Origin of the sequence: Collinsella aerofaciens (genome assembly GCF_901212495.1) — a bacterium.
Lineage (GTDB): Bacteria > Actinomycetota > Coriobacteriia > Coriobacteriales > Coriobacteriaceae > Collinsella > Collinsella aerofaciens_H.
Genome location: NZ_CAAKNY010000031.1, coordinates 40,075 through 59,298, shown reverse-complemented (window position 1 = coordinate 59,298; position 19,224 = coordinate 40,075). Strand labels below are relative to the sequence as shown.

The window sequence follows — 19,224 nt, the reverse complement described above, 5'->3', positions numbered from 1 at the left end:
CTTTCTGCCAGGATCGGCGCCCTGTGCGAACGCTAGCCTAGCACTGCTCGAGCGCCTGCTCAAGGTCGGCAATCAGATCGGCCGTGTCCTCGAGGCCGCACGACAGGCGCACCATGTCGGCGGAGATGCCGCAGGCGATAAGCTCCTCATCGTTCATCTGGCGGTGCGTAGCGTTAGCGGGATGCAGGCAGCAGGTGCGGGCGTCTGCCACGTGCGTGGCGATCTGAGCGAGCTTGAGGCTCTTCATAAAGGTCTCGGCCGCCGCGCGACCACCGTTAAAGCCAAAGCTCACAACGCCGCAGGTACCGTTGGGCATGTACTTCTGAGCCATGTCGTAGTACTTGTCGCCCTCCAGGCCCGGATAGCTCACGAATCGCACCTTGGGATGGCTCTGCAGGAACTTGGCAACGGCCAGGCCGTTCTCGCAATGACGCGGCATGCGCACATGAAGGCTCTCGAGCGAGCTATTCAGGAAAAACGCTGCTTGCGGGTTCTGCATGGGGCCAAGATCGCGCATGAGCTGAGCGGTGGCCTTGGTAATGAAGGCGCCCTCGCGACCGAACTTCTCGGCATACGTCACGCCGTGGTAGCTCTCGTCGGGCGTGGTGAGACCCGGGAACTTGTCCGCATGGGCCATCCAGTCAAACTGGCCGTGGTCGACGATCACGCCGCCCAGGTAGGCAGCATGTCCATCCATGTACTTGGTGGTGGAGTGCGTGACGATGTCGGCGCCCCACTCAAAGGGACGGCACATCACGGGCGTCGGGAAGGTGTTGTCGACCATCAGCGGCACGCCGTGGTCATGCGCGGCCTTGGCAAAGCGCTCAATATCGAGTACGGCGAGGGCGGGATTGGCGATCGTCTCGCCAAAGACGAGTTTAGTGTTGGGCTCAAAGGCTGCCTCGAGCTCCTCATCGGTGCAGTCGGGGGCAACGAACGTGCAGGTCAAGCCCATGCGACCCATGGTATGGGCAAGCAAGTTGTACGTGCCGCCGTAGATGGCAGAGCTCGCGACCACGTGATCGCCGGCACCGGCAACGTTAAAGATCGCAAGGAAGTTCGCGGCCATACCCGAACTCGTGAGCATCGCAGCGGTACCGCCCTCCATCTCGCAGATCTTGGCAGCAACCAGGTCGCACGTGGGATTCTGCAGACGGCTATAGAAGTAGCCCGACTCCTCCAGGTCAAATAGCTTGCCCATGTGCTCGGACGTGTCGTACTTCCACGTGGTTGACTGGTAGATAGGCACCTGGCGCGGCTCAGCATCGCCCGGGCGATAACCGCCCTGAACACACGTCGTACCGATGGTCTGATCGCTCATATCTTGCTCCCTTGCCTGGATTACGTTTTATTCGGTTCACGATACCGCTACCCTGCACCCCTCTCAACCCATTCCAAAGGTAGGTTATGGGACAAATGAATCAGGGGTATTTTTCTCAAGCCTTAGGCATTTGCTCGATAGATAAAATGAGGCATACATGAAGCTCTCGATGATTACATGCACCGTCACGGGTACCATAGGCGGGTACACCGTGACCAAGGAGACAACGATGAAGCAAATCGATACGGCCCAGCTCGACATCAACGCCTGTCAGGCTCAGGCTGCCGAATACCACGCCCGTGGCTTTAACTGCGCCCAGGCCGTCGCCTGCACGCTCGCGCCCGCCGTCGGACTCGACCCCCAGGTCGCCTTTACCCTCACCGAGGGCTTTGGCGCCGGCATGGGCGGCATGACCGAAACCTGCGGCGCCATCTCGGGCGCCGTGGCCATCATGGGCTTTGTAATGAGCGACGGCATGGAAAACCCCAAGACCAAGGGCCTGACCTACAAGCTGTCGCGCGAAATCGCCAAGCGTTTTGGCGAGAAGAACACGACGACCGTCTGTGGCACGCTCAAGGGCATCGGATCGGATAAGGGTCCGCTCCGCAGCTGCCCCGGTTGCATCGACGATGCCATCGAGATCGCCTGCGATGTGCTAAAGCAGCTCGCCGAGTAAACGGCAGCAACAGAAAACGACGGCCGGCGCGCTTGGGATCCATCCAAAAGCACGCCGGCCGTCGCCGTTAGAACTCGGCAAATTCGGGAGCGCCGACCTCGATCTTCTCGCGCCCCGCCATAAGCTCGCGCATCTTAGCGCAAAACGGCTCCTGCTCCCCCGCTTTAAACACTAAATGAATCGTCACGGCATCCGCGTAATCGGTATCCGAAACCTTGGCATCCGAATCCTGCGCCAAACGAAGCACCTGCCCATACTGCGGATAGGCCACGTGTACGTCAACAGGCACGACACTCGTCATCTCGACGATCTGCCCGGACTCCTGAGCTGCGGCCACCGCCGCCTGCGTCGCCGCGGTATAGGCGCGTACCAAGCCACCAGGCCCCAACAGCGTGCCACCAAAATAGCGCGTCACCACGCAGCAAACATTTTTGAGCCCCGCGCCGCGCAGCACCTCGAGCGTCGGCATACCGCTCGTGCGGCTCGGCTCACCGTCATCGCTCTGGCGCTCGCGGCCATCGACCAAAATCCACGCAGGAACATTGTGTCGAGCGTCGTAATGGCGCTTGCGAACCATCTCGATAAAGGCATTCGCCTCATCCTCGGACTCAATATGGACCAGCTGGGCAATAAACCGACTCTTGCGATCGACAAACTCGCCCGAAGCCTCAATATTCGATTGCAGAGTAAAATAGCTGTCCAACAAAGCCCCTCAAACACAAGCAAAGCAATAAACAGCCTCAATAATACGGCAAAGGGTGTACCGTTGACCCCGGTAAAGAGAACGGCAATACCGATGACCAGGCAAAAACAGCGAGACGGCGTCAGCTGAGTCGATTTGGCCCGAAAGAGGAGGGAGCACGCCTTATGGCGGCGACCGACGAATGAGCGCCAAATCGGCCAGCTGACGCCGTCGCAGCGTCAACAAAGTGCCAAGTGGGCCGATAAGCCGGGTTCTGTCGTGAACGATCATTTATCTTGTCTGCACGTTACCGCGCAGCTCCACGCACGCTACCCGAACGCGGACCGGGCCGGCCCATAGCGTTCCTATTCGCGCTTGCTCCGGATGGGGCTTGCCAAGCCGCCGTGTTGCCACGACGCTGGTGGTCTCTTACACCACCGTTTCAGCTTTTCCCTTTACGCCTTGCGGCGCAGGTGGGAGTCTTCTTTTCTGCGGCGCTTTCCGTCGAATCACTCCGCCCGGCCGTTAGCCGGCATCCCGCCCTCTGGAGCCCGGACTTTCCTCACGTGTGCTGCAAGCAGCACATCGCGCGACCGTCTGGCCCACTCAGCAGAGCAAGAGTGTAGCACACCGTTGCCGCGGGCAATGGCACAACACAAGCGTTCGACACGATAAACCAAGAACCACGTCATGCAGTACAATAGGGTTGTCGATGGGCAACGTCGTCAGTCGAGACGCGACCGCGCTCCGCACCCCTCCGTCTACTCGGTGCGTTCCCGCCTCCTCCCCGAGGCGGGATGTCGGCATTTTTCATGCACCGACAACCCAATAGCCTGTGAACAGCCCGGGCAGCATTGTGCACGGGCACCATCACGCACCTCAGCAGCAAATGCAAAAAGGGACCCGTCCATTGCGAACGGGTCCCTTAAAACAAGTGATCGTCAAACCGATTTACTCGGCGTCGGTCTCCTCGTCCTTCTTCTCGGAAGGCAGCGGGGTAACCTCAATCTCAACGCCCAGAGTCTCAGCAGCAGACTTCATGGACAGAGAGATACGACGACGGTCGAGGTCGATCTCCATGACCTTGACCTGTACCTTGTCGCCCACGTGGGTGACCTGAGAAGGCTGGTCGACGTGCTTGTTGGCCATCTCGGAGATGTGCACCAGGCCCTCGATGCCCTCGCCCAGGTCGACGAAAGCGCCGAACGGGACAAGCTTGGTCACAGTGCCCTCGACGATAGCGCCGACGGGGTACTTCTTGACCAGTGCGCGCCACGGATCCTCGGTGGTCTGCTTGAGACCCAGGGAGATGCGCTCGCGGTTGAGATCGACGTCGAGAACCTCGACCTCGACCTCCTGGCCGACCTTGACAACCTCGGAAGGATGGTTGACGTGGTTCCAGGAGAGCTCGGAGATGTGGATGAGGCCGTCGATACCGCCGAGGTCGACGAAGGCGCCGAAGTCGACGATGGAGGAAACGGTGCCCTGGAGACGCATGCCAGACTTGAGCTTGGACAGGATCTCGGAGCGCTCGGCCTTACGGGACTCCTCGAGCACGACGCGACGGGAGAGGACGACGTTGTTGCGGTTGCGGTCCATCTCGATGACGCGGGCCTCGATGCGGGTACCCATGTAGGAGGTGAGGTCCTTGACACGACGAAGATCGACGAGGGAAGCAGGCAGGAAACCACGCAGGCCGATGTCGAGGATCAGGCCGCCCTTGACAACCTCGATAACCTCGCCCTCGACGTTCTCGCCGGAGTTGAACTTCTCCTCGATGCGGTTCCAGGCACGCTCGTACTCGGCACGCTTCTTGGACAGGACCAGACGACCGTCCTTGTCCTCCTTCTGGAGAACCAGGGCCTCGATGGGATCACCAAGTGCAACGATGTCTGCAGGGTTAGCGTCCTTACGGATGGACAGCTCGCGGACCGGGATAACGCCCTCGGACTTGAATCCGATGTCAACGAGCACCTCGTCATGCTCGATCTTAACGACAGTGCCGTTAACGAGATCGCCCTCATCAAAGTCGGTAATCGTACCGTCGATGAGGTTGTTCATCTCCTCCTCGTTGACATCGTCAAGAGAGAAAATGGACGAGTTCTGAATCTCACTCAAAGGTGGACCCCTTTCGAACTACGGGGCCCCGATTGCTAGGACCTACAGAAGGGTGCGACAAGCACACAACGTTTAGGAACACTCGGGAGCCGACAGATACTAATGTGACGCTTATGCAATCACGTTCGTATAGGTTACGGGGAAATGGGTTCGATTTCAAGCGTGAACTGCGTTTTTTTACTCGTGTGGAGACTTTTTCGTAATCTTATGGACAGGTGTCTCCACAACTTGACGATAAGCAGTTTGCCCATACGCCTTTGGGGTAAAGTATCCCAGACATACGATTCTGGAACGATTTTTCGAGAAAGGTGCCCGCGTGCTCAAAGCAGTCGTTTTCGATATGGACGAAACGCTTCTTAGCATTAACCTCAACGCGTTCATCCTTCGGTATTTTAAGGATGTCTCGTCGATGCTCGCGGATATCGGGCGACGCGGCCGCGGCGGCACGATGGCGCGCCTGGGCACGATTCTGGTCGACCTCAACGCCAATCGTCGAAGCGGCACGGATAATCGCACCAATCTTGAGTTCTACCAAGAAGAGGTTGAGCGCCGGTGCGGCATTTGCCTCTCGGACCCACTCATCTACGAGGCGTTTACCTACTACGATCGCGAAGTCCTGCCGTACAAGAACGATGACGTAATCAATGCGAAAGCCATGCCGGGTGCGCACGCCGCGCTTCACGCGGTACAGAACGCGGGCCTGCGCTGCGCGCTCTTTACGAACCCCAGTTTTCCCCAAGGCGCCATCGAGTGCCGCATGGGCTGGGGCGACCTGGTCGACGCCCCCTTTGAGCTCGTCACGCACATGGGAAACGCCACCCGCTGCAAACCCGATGCCACCTACTATCTAGAGCAGCTTCAGGTGATGGGGCTCGAGCCGCACGAGGTCCTTATGGTGGGCAACGACCCCAAGCGCGACTTCCCCAGCCCCGCCTGCGGTATTCAAACCGCCTATGTTGGCCAGGGAAAACCTGGCCGAGCCACCTGGCGCGGAACCATGGAAGACTTCGCCCGCGACTTCAATGCCGTAGTAGAAGCCTTCTATGAGCACCAAGTTGCCGACGAACTATCGTAAGGGTTAGTCGTTGGGGACGTTCTTAAACGTCTAGTCAAACAAGAACGTCCCCAACGACTACTCCGGCAACGCCGATGTTTTGGCAACGACAGCGAAAACCCGCCAGAGCGAGCAAGGTGCCCTGAAACGAGGCGGCATTGACCTTCTGGTCATGCCGCCGAAGTTGAAAGGCAGATTGCCGCTTAGGGGCGTTTGCAGCGGCAACTGGTTACGCGGTTTGGCAAAACCGCGCAACTAGCAAACCTGGGTTTTGCCGATCATAATGTTGAGAATCTCGATGTCGGTATCCTTCATACCCACGCGGCCCACATAGCCCATGCTGGCGATCGTCTGTTCGACGGTATCCTGGATTAGGCCCTCACCGGCACGGAAGCCGCGACCCTGCATGGCCATATCGTGGCCCAGAATCGCCGCATCGACGGCAGCGGAAATCTTGGCGGCACAGCTTGCCTTGGCGCCATCGCACACGATGCCGCCCACGTTGCCGAGCGTGTTCGAAACCGTCGCGCCAATCTGCTCGCGCGTGCCACCGCACAGCCAGGTAATCGCGGCGCCGGCGCCGCACGCGGCGCAAATAGCACCGCAAAACGCCGAGAGCGCACCGATATAGCTCTTGATATGCACGGCGATAAGATCGGACAGCATCACGGCGCGCACCAGGCGCTCGTGGTCGCAGCGCAGGTACTCGGCATACTCCATAACGGGCAAGGCACAGGTAATGCCCTGATTGCCCGAGCCGCACACAATGACGACCGGCAAAGCACAGCCGTTCATGCGAGCGTCAGACCCGGCGGCTGCACGGGCACGGGCACGACAGGCAACGTCATCGGCACGAGCGCCCAGCAGCGTACGGCCCACCTCGGCGCCCCAAGCGTGCGCGAGGCCCTCGGCACTGATCGCACCGTTCAGCTCAATCTGACGCTCAACGGCAGCGCGGGCGCCATCGATGTCGCCGTCCTCGATGAAGTCGATGATGGACTCGATCGACATGGGCGCGTCGGCGCTACCTGTCGCACGCTCGGCCACGACGCGCTCGGCGCAGGCGGCACACTCCCCCGCCGACTTGCCGCATACCGGAATACCGTCAAGCGTATGGCACGTGACATTGGTGTGGTGGTCGGTAATCTCGACGACCGCGGTATGTCCGCCGGCGGTCGCGGTTACTTTGATATACAGATTGGGCACACCCTCGACAAGCGACACATCGCAGTAACCGGCATCGGCGAGGAGCTCGGCCACGCGAGCACGATCTTCGTCGTTAACGCTCTCGAGCACCTCGAGCGCGCTCTTGGCGTCGCCGCCCACGGCACCCAGCACGGCCGCGGCCTCAATACCGTGCATACCGCCCGAGTTAGGCACGGTCACACTCTTAACGTTCTTGATGATATTGCCCGAGCAGGAAACATCCATATGATCAGGTTCGCAACCGAGCGTCTGGCTCGTCAGCGCCGCTGCATAGGCAACGGCAATAGGCTCGGTGCAGCCGAGCGCACAGACAAGCTCGCGGTTCAAGACATCGCAAAAAGTAGCATCGCGAATGGAATCGGTAGGCATAGGTATCTCCTGCTTGTATAACGGACTGGGCTCTCGATAGCAATTAGCTCTATTAATTTGATAACAATGCATCAAAAACCGCAACCCAAGTTCCGGCGGACGGTGTTCAAGCGCAAAGTAACGGCATTCGTTCATGAGAAGATAGGCTTGTTGCAAGCTAAAGCGTTTGACCAAAAAAACGCCCGAACGTTTACACAAAAGTCGCGCTATCATGCAGTCGAACGCGGTAAACCTTTAGCAATTCCGCCGCACGGACCAGAGAGGAACCATCCATGAAGATCGGTATCGGTAACGACCACGCCGCCGTCGAGCTCAAGAACATCATCTCCGAGCACCTGAAGGAGCGTGGCTATGAGGTCGTGAACTTTGGAACCGACACCTCCGAGAGCTTCGATTACCCCATCGCCGGCTACAAGGTGGGCAAGGCAGTAGCCAACGGCGACGTCGATCTGGGCATCCTGATCTGCGGCACCGGCGTCGGGATCAGTCTTGCCGCCAACAAGGTCGAGGGCGTTCGCGCCGTCGTGTGCTCCGAGCCCTTCAGCGCCAAGCTCTCGCGCATGCACAATAACACCAACGTGCTCGCCTTTGGTGCCCGCGTCGTGGGTTCCGAACTCGCCAAGATGATTGTCGACGAGTGGCTCGACGCCGAGTTTGAGGGCGGTCGCCACGAGCGTCGCGTAAATCTCCTCAACGAGATCGACCAGACCCGCGGACTCAAGGTCGTCGACGAGGCCTAAACTACTTAGCGAAAAAGCTCACAGCAAGGTGCCCGCTCGGAACACACATCCGGGCGGGCACCTTTGTAGATTTTTGGGACATGCCTAGAAATCTACTGGTATATAACAAAAAGAGCGCCGCGGATGGAGTTCCGCGGCGCCCAAGCCACACGCTAACAGCTTTAAGGAGTCAAAGCTGGTTTAGCCAAAGAAACGCTTGATCTCGATCTCGGCGTTCTCCAGGCAGTCGGAGCCGTGGATCACGTTGGCGTTGACATCGACCGCAAAGTCGCCGCGGATGGTGCCAGGGGCAGCGTCGAGCGGATTGGTAGCGCCCATAAGGGTGCGCATCTTAGCAACAGCGGAAGAACCGGAAACGACCATCTTGACGACCGGACCGCTCGTCATAAAGTCACACAGACCGCCAAAGAAGGGCTTGTCGGCCAGATGGGCGTAGTGCTCCTCGGCGGTAGCACGCTCGAGCGTGGTCATCTCCATGCGCTCGATGACAAGGCCGCTGCGCTCAATGCGGGCAACGATCTGGCCGATCTTACGGTCGCGTACAGCGTCGGGCTTAATCATGATGAAGGTCTTCTCGATAGCCATAAGGTAGCCTTTCAAGTAGGTTCGCGCGTGCTCAAGTCCCATTCCGGCACCCGCCTGGACTGCATCGTAACAGAGTTTTAGCTGCAGTTAAACAAAAAGCTGTTTTTTGAAACGCTACAATTTATTAAAGCGTTCCATATGTGTCACTTATGTTTAAAAGTCCGATTAGAGTACCATCCGACCGAGCATCATCCGCATCGAACCGAGAGGACGGTCGGTTGCCGCCCGTGGACGTACTCCCTTCACAACCCGCCCAAAGGTCCTACAGAAGTTCTTGACAAGCCCCCCCCATAGCAACAAAATACGGGCGCCCGCAACAGCAGACGCCCGCAAAAACAAAACGATTTATCAATACATGGCCAAAGCCGCTACAGCCAAAACCTTACTTTGCCCCGTGTCCCATCTCAACGACCCTGGTTAGCGACCCAAACACACCTTCGTCGGCAACGAGTTGCGCCTCGGCGCGCTGCAGCTGCACGGCAACGGCGGCAGGGGCGGTACCGCCCTCGGTCGTGCGCGCAGCGACAATCGACGGAATGTCGAGAGCCTCGGTAATGTCACGCTCAAAGAGCGGGCTTGCCTCCTGGAACACCTCAAACGGCAGGTCCTCAAGATTGCAGCCGCGCTTCTCGCACATCAAGACCAGATGCCCCACCACGGCATGTGCCTCGCGGAACGGCAGACCACGCTTAGCCAGGTAATCGGCAACATCGGTGGCGGCAAGGTGCCCCACGCCGCACTCGCGCGCCATGGCATCCTCGTTGACGGTCCAGGTCGAAATCATTCCGGCCATAACGGACAGGCACTGCATGAGCGTATGGGCGGTATCGAGCGCGCCCTCCTTGTCCTCCTGCAAGTCCTTGTTATAAGCGAGCGGCAAGCCCTTCATGGTCACGAGCAGCTGCACCAGGTTGCCATAGACTCGGCCGCTCTTACCGCGGATGAGCTCAGCAAAATCGGGATTCTTCTTCTGCGGCATGATGGACGAGCCGGTGGAGTAGGAGTCGGAAAGCGTGATAAAGCCAAATTCGGAGCTCGACCACAGCACGATTTCCTCGGAAAGACGCGACAGATGCATCGCCATGACGGAGCCGGCGTAATGCAGATCGAGCAGGAAATCACGGTCGGAAACCGCATCGAGCGAGTTGGGAATCACGCCCGCAAAGCCAAGTTCGGCAGCCGTCATCTGGCGATCGAGCGGATAGCTCGTACCGGCAAGCGCGGCAGCACCCAGCGGGCAGTTGTCAGCGGCATCAAAGGCGGCCTTCAGGCGCGTAAAGTCGCGCGCGAACATCCAGGAATACGCCAGCAGATGATGCGACAGCAGCACGGGCTGAGCATGCTGCATGTGGGTATAGCCCGGCAGAATCACCTTGTCGTACTTCTTGGCCGCATCCACCAGTACATGACGCAGCTCAAGATTGGCCTCCATGAGCTCCTTGGCCAGTGCCTTGACGCCCAAGCGCGTGTCGGTCGCCACCTGGTCGTTGCGCGAACGTCCGGTATGCAAGCGCTTGCCAGCCTCGCCGATGCGACGCGTCAGCTCGCTCTCGATAGACATATGGATATCCTCGTCGTTGATATCGAAGCAGAAGTTGCCGGCATCGATATCCTGCTCGATTTCGGTCAGGCCCTCGGCAATCGCCTGCTCGTCCTCGACACTGATGATGCCCTGGGCGGCCAGCATCTTGGCATGCGCCTTAGAGCCGGCGATATCCTGCTTATAGAGATGTTTGTCGACCGGCAACGACGCGCCAAACTCCTGCGTGACCTCGGCCACTCCTGCCTCAAAACGACCGCCCCAAAGAGCCATGGAATCGTCCCCTTTCATCAAATACCAAACCCAGCGCCCAATGAAATGCGCCATGTCGCTAAAGCGATTTACCAACCGCTAGTTTTGCACAATCCCCGCTGCGTGCGGGGCCGTGTAGCTAATTTGCAAAGAAGTGACGCACCAGGCACTTGGCGCCCATCGACTCCCGCCAGCCGTTGCTCGCCGAGCCGTCAATCCATGCCTTCAGGCTCACCGGGACCTCCTCGACCTTTGCAGCATCGAACTCGGGCGCGAGGGAGAGCAAAGCATTCGCGATAGCATTGAACATAATGGATACTCCTCAGATATATATAGGCGCAGAGCCGCCAAATTGATAGAAAGAGCCCCACCGGACAACCCCGGCGGGGCTCGGACTCAGCCGCAGTCGCGGCATCATATATGCGGGCGGAACGTAGGGGCCACCGATGTTAAGAAGTGTCAGCAAGCATAACGAAAGGTAGGGACCCCGTGCGCCCGTTATGTATCACGCGGATGGGCCGCGCGGATACCAAGAAAAGGAAGCCTTAAGCCTGAGCGGCAGCAGAGCTGGGACCCTGGACCTTAGCCCACGTCTTGAGCGACAGCGTATCGATCTCGATAAAACCGGCGCTGGCCTTCTCGTCAAACGTGGTGTCACGGTCGTAGGTGGCCAGACCGTAGTCGTAAAGGCTGAAGGGGCTCTTGCGGCCGACAACATGGCAGTTGCCCTTAAAGAACTTCAGACGGACGGTGCCGGTCACGAACTTCTGGGTGTCGGCCATAAAGGCATCGAGCGCGTTTTTGAGCGGGCTATACCACTGGCCGTTGTACACGGCGGTGGCCCAATCCTGCTCGAGCTTAATCTTGGTCTTGAGCAGGTCGCCCTCGACGCAGATATCCTCGAGTGCCTTGTGGGCGGTGATGAGCGTCAGGGCGCCGGGAACCTCATAGCACTCGCGGCTCTTGAGGCCCACCAGACGGTCCTCAACCAGGTCGAGACGGCCAAAGCCGTTGTCACCCGAAATCTTGTTGAGGGCGATGACGATCTCGGAGAGCTTCATCTTCTTGCCGTCGACGGCGACGGGCTTGCCCGCCTCAAACTCAATCTCGGTATACGTCGGGGTGTCGGGCGTGTCCTCGGGATTCTTGGTCATAACCCAGGCGTCGTCGAGCGGCTCGTTCCAGGGATCCTCCAGGTGGCCGCACTCAATGGCACGACCCCATAGGTTGTCGTCGATGGAATAGGGGTTGTCGTTGGCGCCTTCGGGAACCGGCACGTTGTGAGCGTGGGCATAGGCGACCTCGTCGGGACGGCACTTCAGATCCCACTCGCGAACCGGGGCGATAACCTTAAGCTCGGGGTCGAGGGCCTTGACGGCAGCCTCAAAACGAACCTGGTCGTTACCCTTGCCGGTGCAGCCGTGGGCGACGTAGGTCGCGCCAAACTCGTGAGCGACCTCGACAAGCTTCTTGGCGAGCAACGGGCGGGACAGGGCGGAGAGTAGCGGGTACTTGTTCTCGTACATGGAGTTGGCGGCGATGGCCTTAGTCAGGAACTCATCGGAGAACTCGTCGCGCAGGTCGAGCACCTGGCAATCCAGAACGCCCAGGTCGAGGGCCTTCTGCTTCTTGGCATCCAGGCCGGTCTCCTCCTGGCCCACGTTGCCGCAGACACAAACGACATCGAGATTCTTTTCGTCCTGGAGCCACTTGACACATACGGATGTATCAAGACCACCGGAATATGCGAGAACGACTTTTTCCTTGCTCATGGCTGTTTCCTTTCGCCCTTGGTAGCTAGTTAGAACATCGGTCAGGTGCAAGTCATTTCAAGGTCACTTATCGTGCAATATCAGGTTAAATAGCAAAAATCAGCACATACATGCCCTAGAAACATGCGTCTATATCGTGCTAAAACCCGACGACCTCAAAATGACTCTGTTGAGGCGTTACGCCCCATGCGGACAGAGACGATTGTTATCGTCGTCGGGATATTGCGCGCTGACGTCGGATGGCATTGTCTGCAGTGGTGATGATCTGTACGAACTGCATCTGCCTCTCCTTTCACGTATCGCCGGGCGCAATTCGAATATCGCAAACGGTACCTTTTCTTCGGTAAGCGGTTCTTTCGCCATCTCCGTTTTCGATGTTCGCTATATTACGATAAAGTGCTCGCTGTACAAGCGACAAATTCAAATTTCTGAAAAGTTTTTTCATTAGTTTGTGAATTACTGTGCAAATACGCACCATTCCTGCGAAAATACGCTCGATTACATGGCAGAGGGTCATTACGCCCGAAACAATCTGGAAACGGAAAGGCGCATTTTATGCAGACTTACGAATCAGACGCTAACATCGGCAAGATTAAACTCATCGCCGTCGACATGGACAAGACGCTGCTCACCGACGAGCGCGTGTTGCCCCAGGGTCTTGACGAGCGCCTGGACAAGCTCGCCGACGCCGGCATCGTGTTCTGCCCCGCCAGTGGACGTCCCGCCCCCAGACTCGAGGAAATGTTCGAGAGCTTTAAGAACCGCCTTGCTTTTTGTCCCGACAACGGAGCCTGCGTCATCTATCGCGGCAACTATATCTATAAGAGCAACATCGATGTGGCGCTGTATCAGCAGGTCTTGAGCCGCGCCTCGGAGGATTCTCGCGCGGTCCCCGTCCTGTGCTGCTTCGACGAGTTCTACGTGCTTGCCCGCGACCATCAATACCACGACGAGATCAGCGTGTACTACAACACGATCAACTACGTCGACAGCTTTGAGGGCATTGATATCGCGTCCAACAAGATCTCGATCTTCTTCCCCGCCTATGACGCCGAGCCCGCATTCCGCGAGACCTATAGCCCCGAGTTCTCGGACAAGCTCTACGTCACCAACGCCGGGCGCGAGTGGATCGACTTTATGAACCTGGGCGTCGACAAGGGCGCCGGCGTCGCGCACCTGTGCGAGCAGCTCGGCATTGATATCGCCGATGCCGCCGCCGTGGGTGACACCTACAACGATATTCCCATGCTTGAGCGCGTCGGGCATAGCTTTATCGTGGACAATGCCGAGGAGCATATGAACGCGCATGCTAAGTGGCGCATTCCGAGCAACAACGACGGGGGCGTACTGACACTCATCGACGCCATCTTGGCGGCTCGTTAAACTCGCCGCCATGCCCGGGGCCGGCCGTTTGATTTTTGCTCGGTCAGGTCCTGGGCTCGCTCGAAGAGCACATTAAGTGCTCTTCGGCTCGTGCGGAATCTACAAAAATCAAACGGCCGGCCCCGGGCATGGCGACGTTGACTTGCTTGCCGTCTGGATGGCGTCTTGGCGCCTAGATACTTTGGCTGAATTTAATTGAACGAAGGACGCTCCTTGTTGATGAGGGGCGTCCTTCTGTTTTTGGTTACTTTGGAACTGTGGTTGCTTTCCTATTTCGCGTCTGCCCAGGTCACGCCCGTGCTGGCTTCGGCGATTAACGGCACGCGCAGGTCTACGACGTGTTCCATGACGTCGCGGACCATGGCGGTGAGGTGCTCGACTTCGCCGACGGGACACTCAAAGTCCAGTTCGTCGTGAACCTGTAGGATCATGTGGGCGGCAAAGCCCTCTTCTTCCAGGCGGCGACTTACGCGGGCCATGGCGATCTTGATGATGTCGGCTGCGGTGCCCTGCATGGGATGGTTCATGGCTGTACGCTCGCCAAAGCCGCGGAGCTGTGGGTTTTTGGCCTTGAGCTCGGGAATATGGCGACGGCGGCCATACATGGTCTCGGCGTAGCCCGTCTGCTTAGCACGCGCCACCACGTTGTCGAGGAACGTGCGCACGCCCGGATAGGCATCGTAGTAGCGGTCGATCATGTCGCGCGCCTCGGCCATCGAGATGTGCAGCGACTGCGACAGGCCATAGGCCTGCTGGCCGTACACGATGCCAAAGTTCACGGCCTTGGCGCGACTGCGCAGGTCGGGCGTCACCTCGGACACCGGCACGCCAAACACACGCGCTGCCGTCTCGGCATGGAAGTCCTCGCCCTCGTTAAAGGCGCGCACCAGGTGCTCGTCACCCGAGAGATGCGCCAGCAGGCGCAGCTCGATCTGCGAGTAGTCCACCGCCAAAAAGACGCTGCCCTCGCCCGCCGAGAACGCCGTCTTGACGGTACGCCCCAGCTCCGAGCGCGTCGGGATGTTCTGCAGGTTCGGGTCGCTCGAGGACAGACGCCCCGTTGCCGTGATGGTCTGGTTGTACGTGGTGTGCACGCGACCGTCACCGCGGCGCAGCGGGCCCAGCGTATCCAGATAGGTCGACTTGATCTTGGACTTTTCACGCCAGTCCAAGATCAGGCGCACGATCTCGTGGTCGCGGGCAAGATCGCTCAGCACCTTGGCGTTGGTCGAATAGTAGCCGCGCTTGGTCTTTTTGAGACCCTTGGTCGGAAGCCCCATAACGTCAAACAGCACATGCGAGAGCTGCATGGGACTGCCGATGTTAAAGGTCTCGTCACCCACCAGATCGCGAATGCTGCGCTCGACCTCGGAAATCTGGGTCGCCAGGCCCTCGGACAGACTATGCAGACGGTCGGGGTCTACAAGCATGCCCGCGCGCTCCATCTTGGCAAGCACCGGCACGAGTGGCATCTCAATCCCATCGAACACGTTGGCGGCGTTCTCGCGGGCCATGCGGTCGCGCAGCGGCGCCACAAGTGCCAACGTCAGGGCCGCGGTACGGGCAGCAGGCGCCGGAGCGTCCTCACCAGCACCCTCTGCGCCGCGCACCGCAGGCAGCGCCATCTGCAGATACGTATCGGCAAGATACGCCTCATCGAACTCGGAGCGATCGGAATCCAGCAGATAGGCAGCGACCACGGTATCGAAGATGCGCGTGGAATCGGCAGCGAGCGGATCCATGAGCTCGGGCTCAGAAGAATCGATGGGCGACAGCTCGTGCAACAGCGCCTTCATATCCGGGCTCGCCACGCGACCCTCCATAAACAGACGCGCGAGCACGCCGGCAATCACGCCGTGGACGAAGTTGAAGCCCTCAACCTCAGCCGCCACACCGCCGTCGCCCTCCTCGAGCGCGAACAGGCCCTTGGACGTCGCCAACCACAGTGTGCGCGTCAGTCCAAAGAGCGCGCCCTCTTCCTTGTCGTCGTCCACCACGGCGGCGATCCACTCGCCGGCATCAATCGCGTGGGAGACCTCAGCCGCAACGGCACCAAGCGCGTCAGCATCGCCGGCGGCTGCGCGAACCATCGCAGGCATCTCAAACACATGGGAGGCGACAGCAGCCCCGCCCTCGCCGCCGATCAGTGCCATAAAACGGTTCTGCATGGCGGTGATACCAAGCGTACCCAGCGCCGCGGAAACCACGTCGGAAGAAAACGCCGGGAAGGACGTCGCCTCAAAATCGAGCTCAACGGGCGCATCGGTGCGGATGGTCGCCACCTTACGGCTCAGCAGCGCGTCATCGATGTGTGCGCGCAGGTTTTCGCCCATCTTGCCCTTTACTTCGTCGGCGTGTGCGATGACCTCGTCCAGACTGCCGTACTGTGCAATAAGCGCACTCGCCTTCTTGGGACCGATGCCCGGCACACCAGGGATGTTATCGGACGTATCGCCCTTCAGACCATAAAAGTCGGGCACGAGCGCCGGCGTGATGCCGTGATACAGATCGTCCACGCTCTCGGGCGTCATAATCGCCACGTCGGACAGGCCCTTGCGGGTCGAGACCACGTTGACATGCTCGGTCACGAGCTGATACATGTCGCGGTCGCCGGTCACCAGCAGCATGTCACAGCCGGCCTGCTCGCCCAGGCGCGCCAGAGTGCCCAGGATGTCATCGCCCTCCCAGCCCTCGGACTGCAAAATCGGCACGTTGAGCGCGGCGAGCAGCTCCTTAATCATGGGAAACTGTGCGTGCAGATCGGGGTCCATGGGCGGGCGCTGGGCCTTGTACTGTGGCAGCATCTCCATGCGCACGCGCGGCTTGCCCTTGTCAAACGCCACAACAACGCCGTCGGGATTAAAGGCGTCAATCATCTTGAGGAACATATTCAAAAAGCCAAAGATCGCGTTGGTGGGACGACCGTCCGGCGCGTTCATGGTGGGCGGCACGGCGTGGAAGGCGCGGTGCATGAGCGAGTTGCCGTCGAGGACGGCAAAGGTACGGCGCTTGTCAGACATATTGATTACCTCGCTTTGGGCTGGGCACGGTTTGCTCACACCAGTTTACACGCTCCCCGCCCCACGGCCACCGCACATCAGGCTTCCCTGCCGCCGCGGGCCCGCGCGTGATACGATGGCTCACGGTACATCAACCAGCACGATCGATCCGAAAGGAGCCTGCGTCATGGAGCGTCCCTGCGCATGGAAAAAGTACACGTCACAGCAGATCGAGGAGCTCGAGGAGCTTTGCCGCAGCTATAAGCAGTTTTTGAGCGAGAACAAGACTGAACGCCTGTGCGTCAAGACCGGTATTAAGATGGCCGAGGAGGCGGGCTACGTCAATCTGGAGAACGTGATCGCCGAGGGCCGCGCGCTCAAGGCCGGCGACAAGGTGTACGCCGCAAATCACGGCAAGGACCTTATGCTCGTCAACCTGGGCACCGCCCCGCTCGAGCAGGGCTTTAACATCCTGGGCGCCCACGTGGACTCGCCGCGCCTGGACCTTAAGCAGAACCCCGCCTTCGAGGCCGGCGACATGGCTTATCTCGACACGCACTACTATGGCGGCGTCAAGAGCTACCACTGGGTCGCTTCCCCGCTCGCACTCGTAGGCGTCATCTGCAAAAAGGACGGCGCCACCGTCGACATCAACATCGGTGACAAGGCCGACGACCCGGTCTTTACCATCTCCGACCTGCTGATTCACCTCTCGAGCGAGCAGATGGCCAAGCCCGCCAAGGACGCCGTCGACGCCGAGATCCTCGACGTGATCGTGGGCGGCCGTCCCGTCAAGTTCGACGAGGACGACAAGGATGCTCCCAAGGAGCCCGTCAAGCAGATGTTCCTGGATATCCTCAAGGAGCAGTATGACGTCGAGGAGGAGGACTTCCTCTCCGCCGAGATCGAGGTCGTGCCCGCCGGCCCGGCCCGCGACATGGGCCTCGACCGCTCCATGATTCTGGGCTATGGCCACGACGACCGTGTCTGCGCCTATCCGTCCATGCTCGCCCAGATCAATGTCGCCAACGTGGAGCGCACGAGCATCACACTCATCGTCGACAAGGAGGAGATCGGTTCCGTGGGTGCCACCGGCATGACGAGCCGCTTCTTCGAGAACACGGTCGCCGAGATCATGGCGCTCGCCGGCGAGGATAGCCCGCTGGCCCTGCGCCGCGCGCTCGCCCGCAGCCGCATGCTTTCCTCCGATGTGTCCGCCGGCTTCGACCCGGGCTACGCCAGCAAGTTCGAGACCAAGAACGCCGCCTTCATGGGTCGCGGCCTGTGCTTTAACAAGTACACGGGCAGCCGCGGCAAGGGCGGTTCCAACGACGCCGATGCCGAGTACATGGCGCTTGTCCGCGACATCATGGACGAGGCCGGCGTGGACTTCCAGACCTGCGAGCTCGGTCGCGTCAACGCGGGCGGCGGCGGCACCATCGCCTACATCATGGCCAAGTACGGCATGAACGTCATCGACTCCGGCGTTGCCGTCCTGTCCATGCACGCCCTGTGGGAGGTCGCCAACAAGGCCGACATCTACGAGGCATATCGAGGCTACAAGGCCTTCCTCGAGCGCGCCTAACCAACCCTCGTAACTTGCGGTGAAAGACGGACTAAACTGGCCCATACACGGCCAAAACAGACCGCATTCCACCGCAACTTTTTTAGCGGGAGGAGAATTCCGTGCTACAGGTCGTCATTTCGCCCGCCAAACAGATGCGGACAGCTCAAGATGCCTTTGACGTTTGGGGCATACCGCCTTTTGCACATCAGACGGCCCGGCTCCATCAGGCACTGCTGGACATCGAACACGAGGATGGCGCGGCAGGTCTTCAGACCCTTTGGAACGTGAGCGACAGGCTGCTTACAGCGTGCCTGGATACGCTTCACAAATTTATGCCCGTCCTGAGCGATACCGACCTCGCCGATCCCGATATCGCGCGTCGAATCTCCCCCGCCGTCATGTCCTACCACGGCATTCAATACCAGAGCATGGCGCCCGAGGTGATGGATTCCGCGCAGCTCGCATGGCTGCAAGACCATCTGTGGATCCTCTCGGGACTCTACGGATGCGTACGCCCCTTTCATGCCGTTGAACCGTATCGGCTGGAGATGGGCGCGAAGCTTGCCGTCGACGATACCCGAGACCTCTACGCGTTTTGGGGCGACAAGCTCGCACGGGCCATCGCTCCGGCAGGCTCCAACGCCACGATCGTCAACCTCGCCAGCGTGGAATACGCCAAAGCCGTTCTGCCCTGCCTCACCACCGATGCCAAGGTCGTCACATGTCTCTTTGGCGAAGGCGTCCGCAACGGCAAGCCCATCCAGCGCTCGACCGCCAGCAAAAAGGCGCGCGGCTCCATGGTACGCTGGATGGCAGAAAACAAGCTCGAGGATGTAAGCGGGCTCACCGCGTTCGACGTTGGTTATCGTCACTTTCCCGAGCTTTCAAATAAAAACACTATGGTCTTCCTGAACGAACAGGCCTTGTAGGGCCACCGCGACTTTTGAATGTGCTGCCTAG

The 19,224-nt window shown here is 59.5% G+C and carries 15 protein-coding genes and 1 other RNA gene; 6 read left to right on the top strand and 10 right to left on the bottom strand.

The window, feature by feature from the left end; all coding sequences use genetic code 11:
* Nucleotides 1-37: 37 nt before the first annotated feature.
* Nucleotides 38-1,321: an O-acetylhomoserine aminocarboxypropyltransferase/cysteine synthase family protein gene (locus tag SFLMC1_RS03325; protein WP_152073979.1), complete on the bottom strand. Its 1,284-nt coding sequence runs from the start codon at nucleotides 1,319-1,321 to the stop codon at nucleotides 38-40.
* Nucleotides 1,322-1,550: 229 nt separating this feature from the next.
* Here SFLMC1_RS03325 and SFLMC1_RS03320 point away from each other — a divergent pair, with 229 nt between their 5' ends.
* Entirely contained in the window at nucleotides 1,551-1,997 is a 447-nt protein-coding gene (locus tag SFLMC1_RS03320; protein ID WP_226814241.1) for a C-GCAxxG-C-C family protein, read from the top strand.
* Between the two features lie 67 nt (nucleotides 1,998-2,064).
* On the opposite strand, the gene SFLMC1_RS03315 is transcribed toward SFLMC1_RS03320, so the two are convergent.
* From SFLMC1_RS03315 to rpsA, 3 genes are all read right to left on the bottom strand, one after another.
* The gene (locus tag SFLMC1_RS03315; protein WP_187323842.1) at nucleotides 2,065-2,703 is read right to left on the bottom strand and encodes a YigZ family protein; all 639 of its coding nucleotides are present in this window, start codon (nucleotides 2,701-2,703) and stop codon (nucleotides 2,065-2,067) included.
* A gap of 223 nt (nucleotides 2,704-2,926) precedes the next feature.
* Nucleotides 2,927-3,288: RNase P RNA component class A (gene rnpB, locus SFLMC1_RS03310), an RNA gene on the bottom strand.
* Between the two features lie 342 nt (nucleotides 3,289-3,630).
* The gene (gene rpsA / locus SFLMC1_RS03305; RefSeq protein WP_022095232.1) at nucleotides 3,631-4,797 is read right to left on the bottom strand and encodes a 30S ribosomal protein S1; all 1,167 of its coding nucleotides are present in this window, start codon (nucleotides 4,795-4,797) and stop codon (nucleotides 3,631-3,633) included.
* A 316-nt stretch (nucleotides 4,798-5,113) separates the two neighbouring features.
* On the opposite strand from rpsA, the gene SFLMC1_RS03300 reads away from it, so the two are divergent.
* Nucleotides 5,114-5,872 carry an HAD family hydrolase gene (locus SFLMC1_RS03300; RefSeq protein ID WP_152073982.1) on the top strand — a complete coding sequence of 253 codons (759 nt, stop codon included), beginning with the start codon at nucleotides 5,114-5,116 and terminating at the stop codon, nucleotides 5,870-5,872.
* A 234-nt stretch (nucleotides 5,873-6,106) separates the two neighbouring features.
* On the opposite strand, the gene SFLMC1_RS03295 is transcribed toward SFLMC1_RS03300, so the two are convergent.
* Nucleotides 6,107-7,426 (bottom strand): serine dehydratase subunit alpha family protein, encoded by a 1,320-nt coding sequence (locus SFLMC1_RS03295; protein ID WP_152073983.1) that lies wholly within the window; start codon nucleotides 7,424-7,426, stop codon nucleotides 6,107-6,109.
* Between the two features lie 272 nt (nucleotides 7,427-7,698).
* Here SFLMC1_RS03295 and rpiB point away from each other — a divergent pair, with 272 nt between their 5' ends.
* Nucleotides 7,699-8,166, top strand: a complete 468-nt coding sequence (gene rpiB, locus SFLMC1_RS03290; RefSeq protein ID WP_152073984.1) for a ribose 5-phosphate isomerase B — start codon at nucleotides 7,699-7,701, stop codon at nucleotides 8,164-8,166.
* 180 nt (nucleotides 8,167-8,346) lie between these two features.
* Here rpiB and ndk read toward each other — a convergent pair whose 3' ends face one another.
* The 4 genes from ndk to SFLMC1_RS03270 form a co-directional block, all read right to left on the bottom strand.
* Entirely contained in the window at nucleotides 8,347-8,751 is a 405-nt protein-coding gene (gene ndk / locus SFLMC1_RS03285) for a nucleoside-diphosphate kinase (protein ID WP_128620015.1), read from the bottom strand.
* Nucleotides 8,752-9,133: 382 nt separating this feature from the next.
* The gene (gene argH / locus SFLMC1_RS03280) at nucleotides 9,134-10,564 is read right to left on the bottom strand and encodes an argininosuccinate lyase (RefSeq protein WP_152073985.1); all 1,431 of its coding nucleotides are present in this window, start codon (nucleotides 10,562-10,564) and stop codon (nucleotides 9,134-9,136) included.
* A 118-nt stretch (nucleotides 10,565-10,682) separates the two neighbouring features.
* Entirely contained in the window at nucleotides 10,683-10,853 is a 171-nt protein-coding gene (locus tag SFLMC1_RS03275) for a hypothetical protein (RefSeq protein WP_156062830.1), read from the bottom strand.
* Nucleotides 10,854-11,088: 235 nt separating this feature from the next.
* Nucleotides 11,089-12,315: an argininosuccinate synthase gene (locus SFLMC1_RS03270; protein ID WP_035138001.1), complete on the bottom strand. Its 1,227-nt coding sequence runs from the start codon at nucleotides 12,313-12,315 to the stop codon at nucleotides 11,089-11,091.
* A 555-nt stretch (nucleotides 12,316-12,870) separates the two neighbouring features.
* Here SFLMC1_RS03270 and SFLMC1_RS03265 point away from each other — a divergent pair.
* On the top strand, nucleotides 12,871-13,698 hold the full coding sequence (locus tag SFLMC1_RS03265) for a Cof-type HAD-IIB family hydrolase (protein WP_152073986.1): 828 nt from the start codon (nucleotides 12,871-12,873) through the stop codon (nucleotides 13,696-13,698).
* Nucleotides 13,699-13,967: 269 nt separating this feature from the next.
* Here SFLMC1_RS03265 and polA read toward each other — a convergent pair whose 3' ends face one another.
* The gene (gene polA, locus SFLMC1_RS03260; RefSeq protein ID WP_152073987.1) at nucleotides 13,968-16,718 is read right to left on the bottom strand and encodes a DNA polymerase I; all 2,751 of its coding nucleotides are present in this window, start codon (nucleotides 16,716-16,718) and stop codon (nucleotides 13,968-13,970) included.
* Nucleotides 16,719-16,884: 166 nt separating this feature from the next.
* Here polA and SFLMC1_RS03255 point away from each other — a divergent pair, with 166 nt between their 5' ends.
* Together SFLMC1_RS03255 and SFLMC1_RS03250 are read left to right on the top strand one after the other, a co-directional pair.
* Entirely contained in the window at nucleotides 16,885-18,282 is a 1,398-nt protein-coding gene (locus SFLMC1_RS03255) for an aminopeptidase (protein ID WP_152073988.1), read from the top strand.
* Between the two features lie 101 nt (nucleotides 18,283-18,383).
* Nucleotides 18,384-19,193, top strand: a complete 810-nt coding sequence (locus SFLMC1_RS03250) for a YaaA family protein (RefSeq protein ID WP_152073989.1) — start codon at nucleotides 18,384-18,386, stop codon at nucleotides 19,191-19,193.
* The last annotated feature ends 31 nt before the right edge of the window (nucleotides 19,194-19,224 follow it).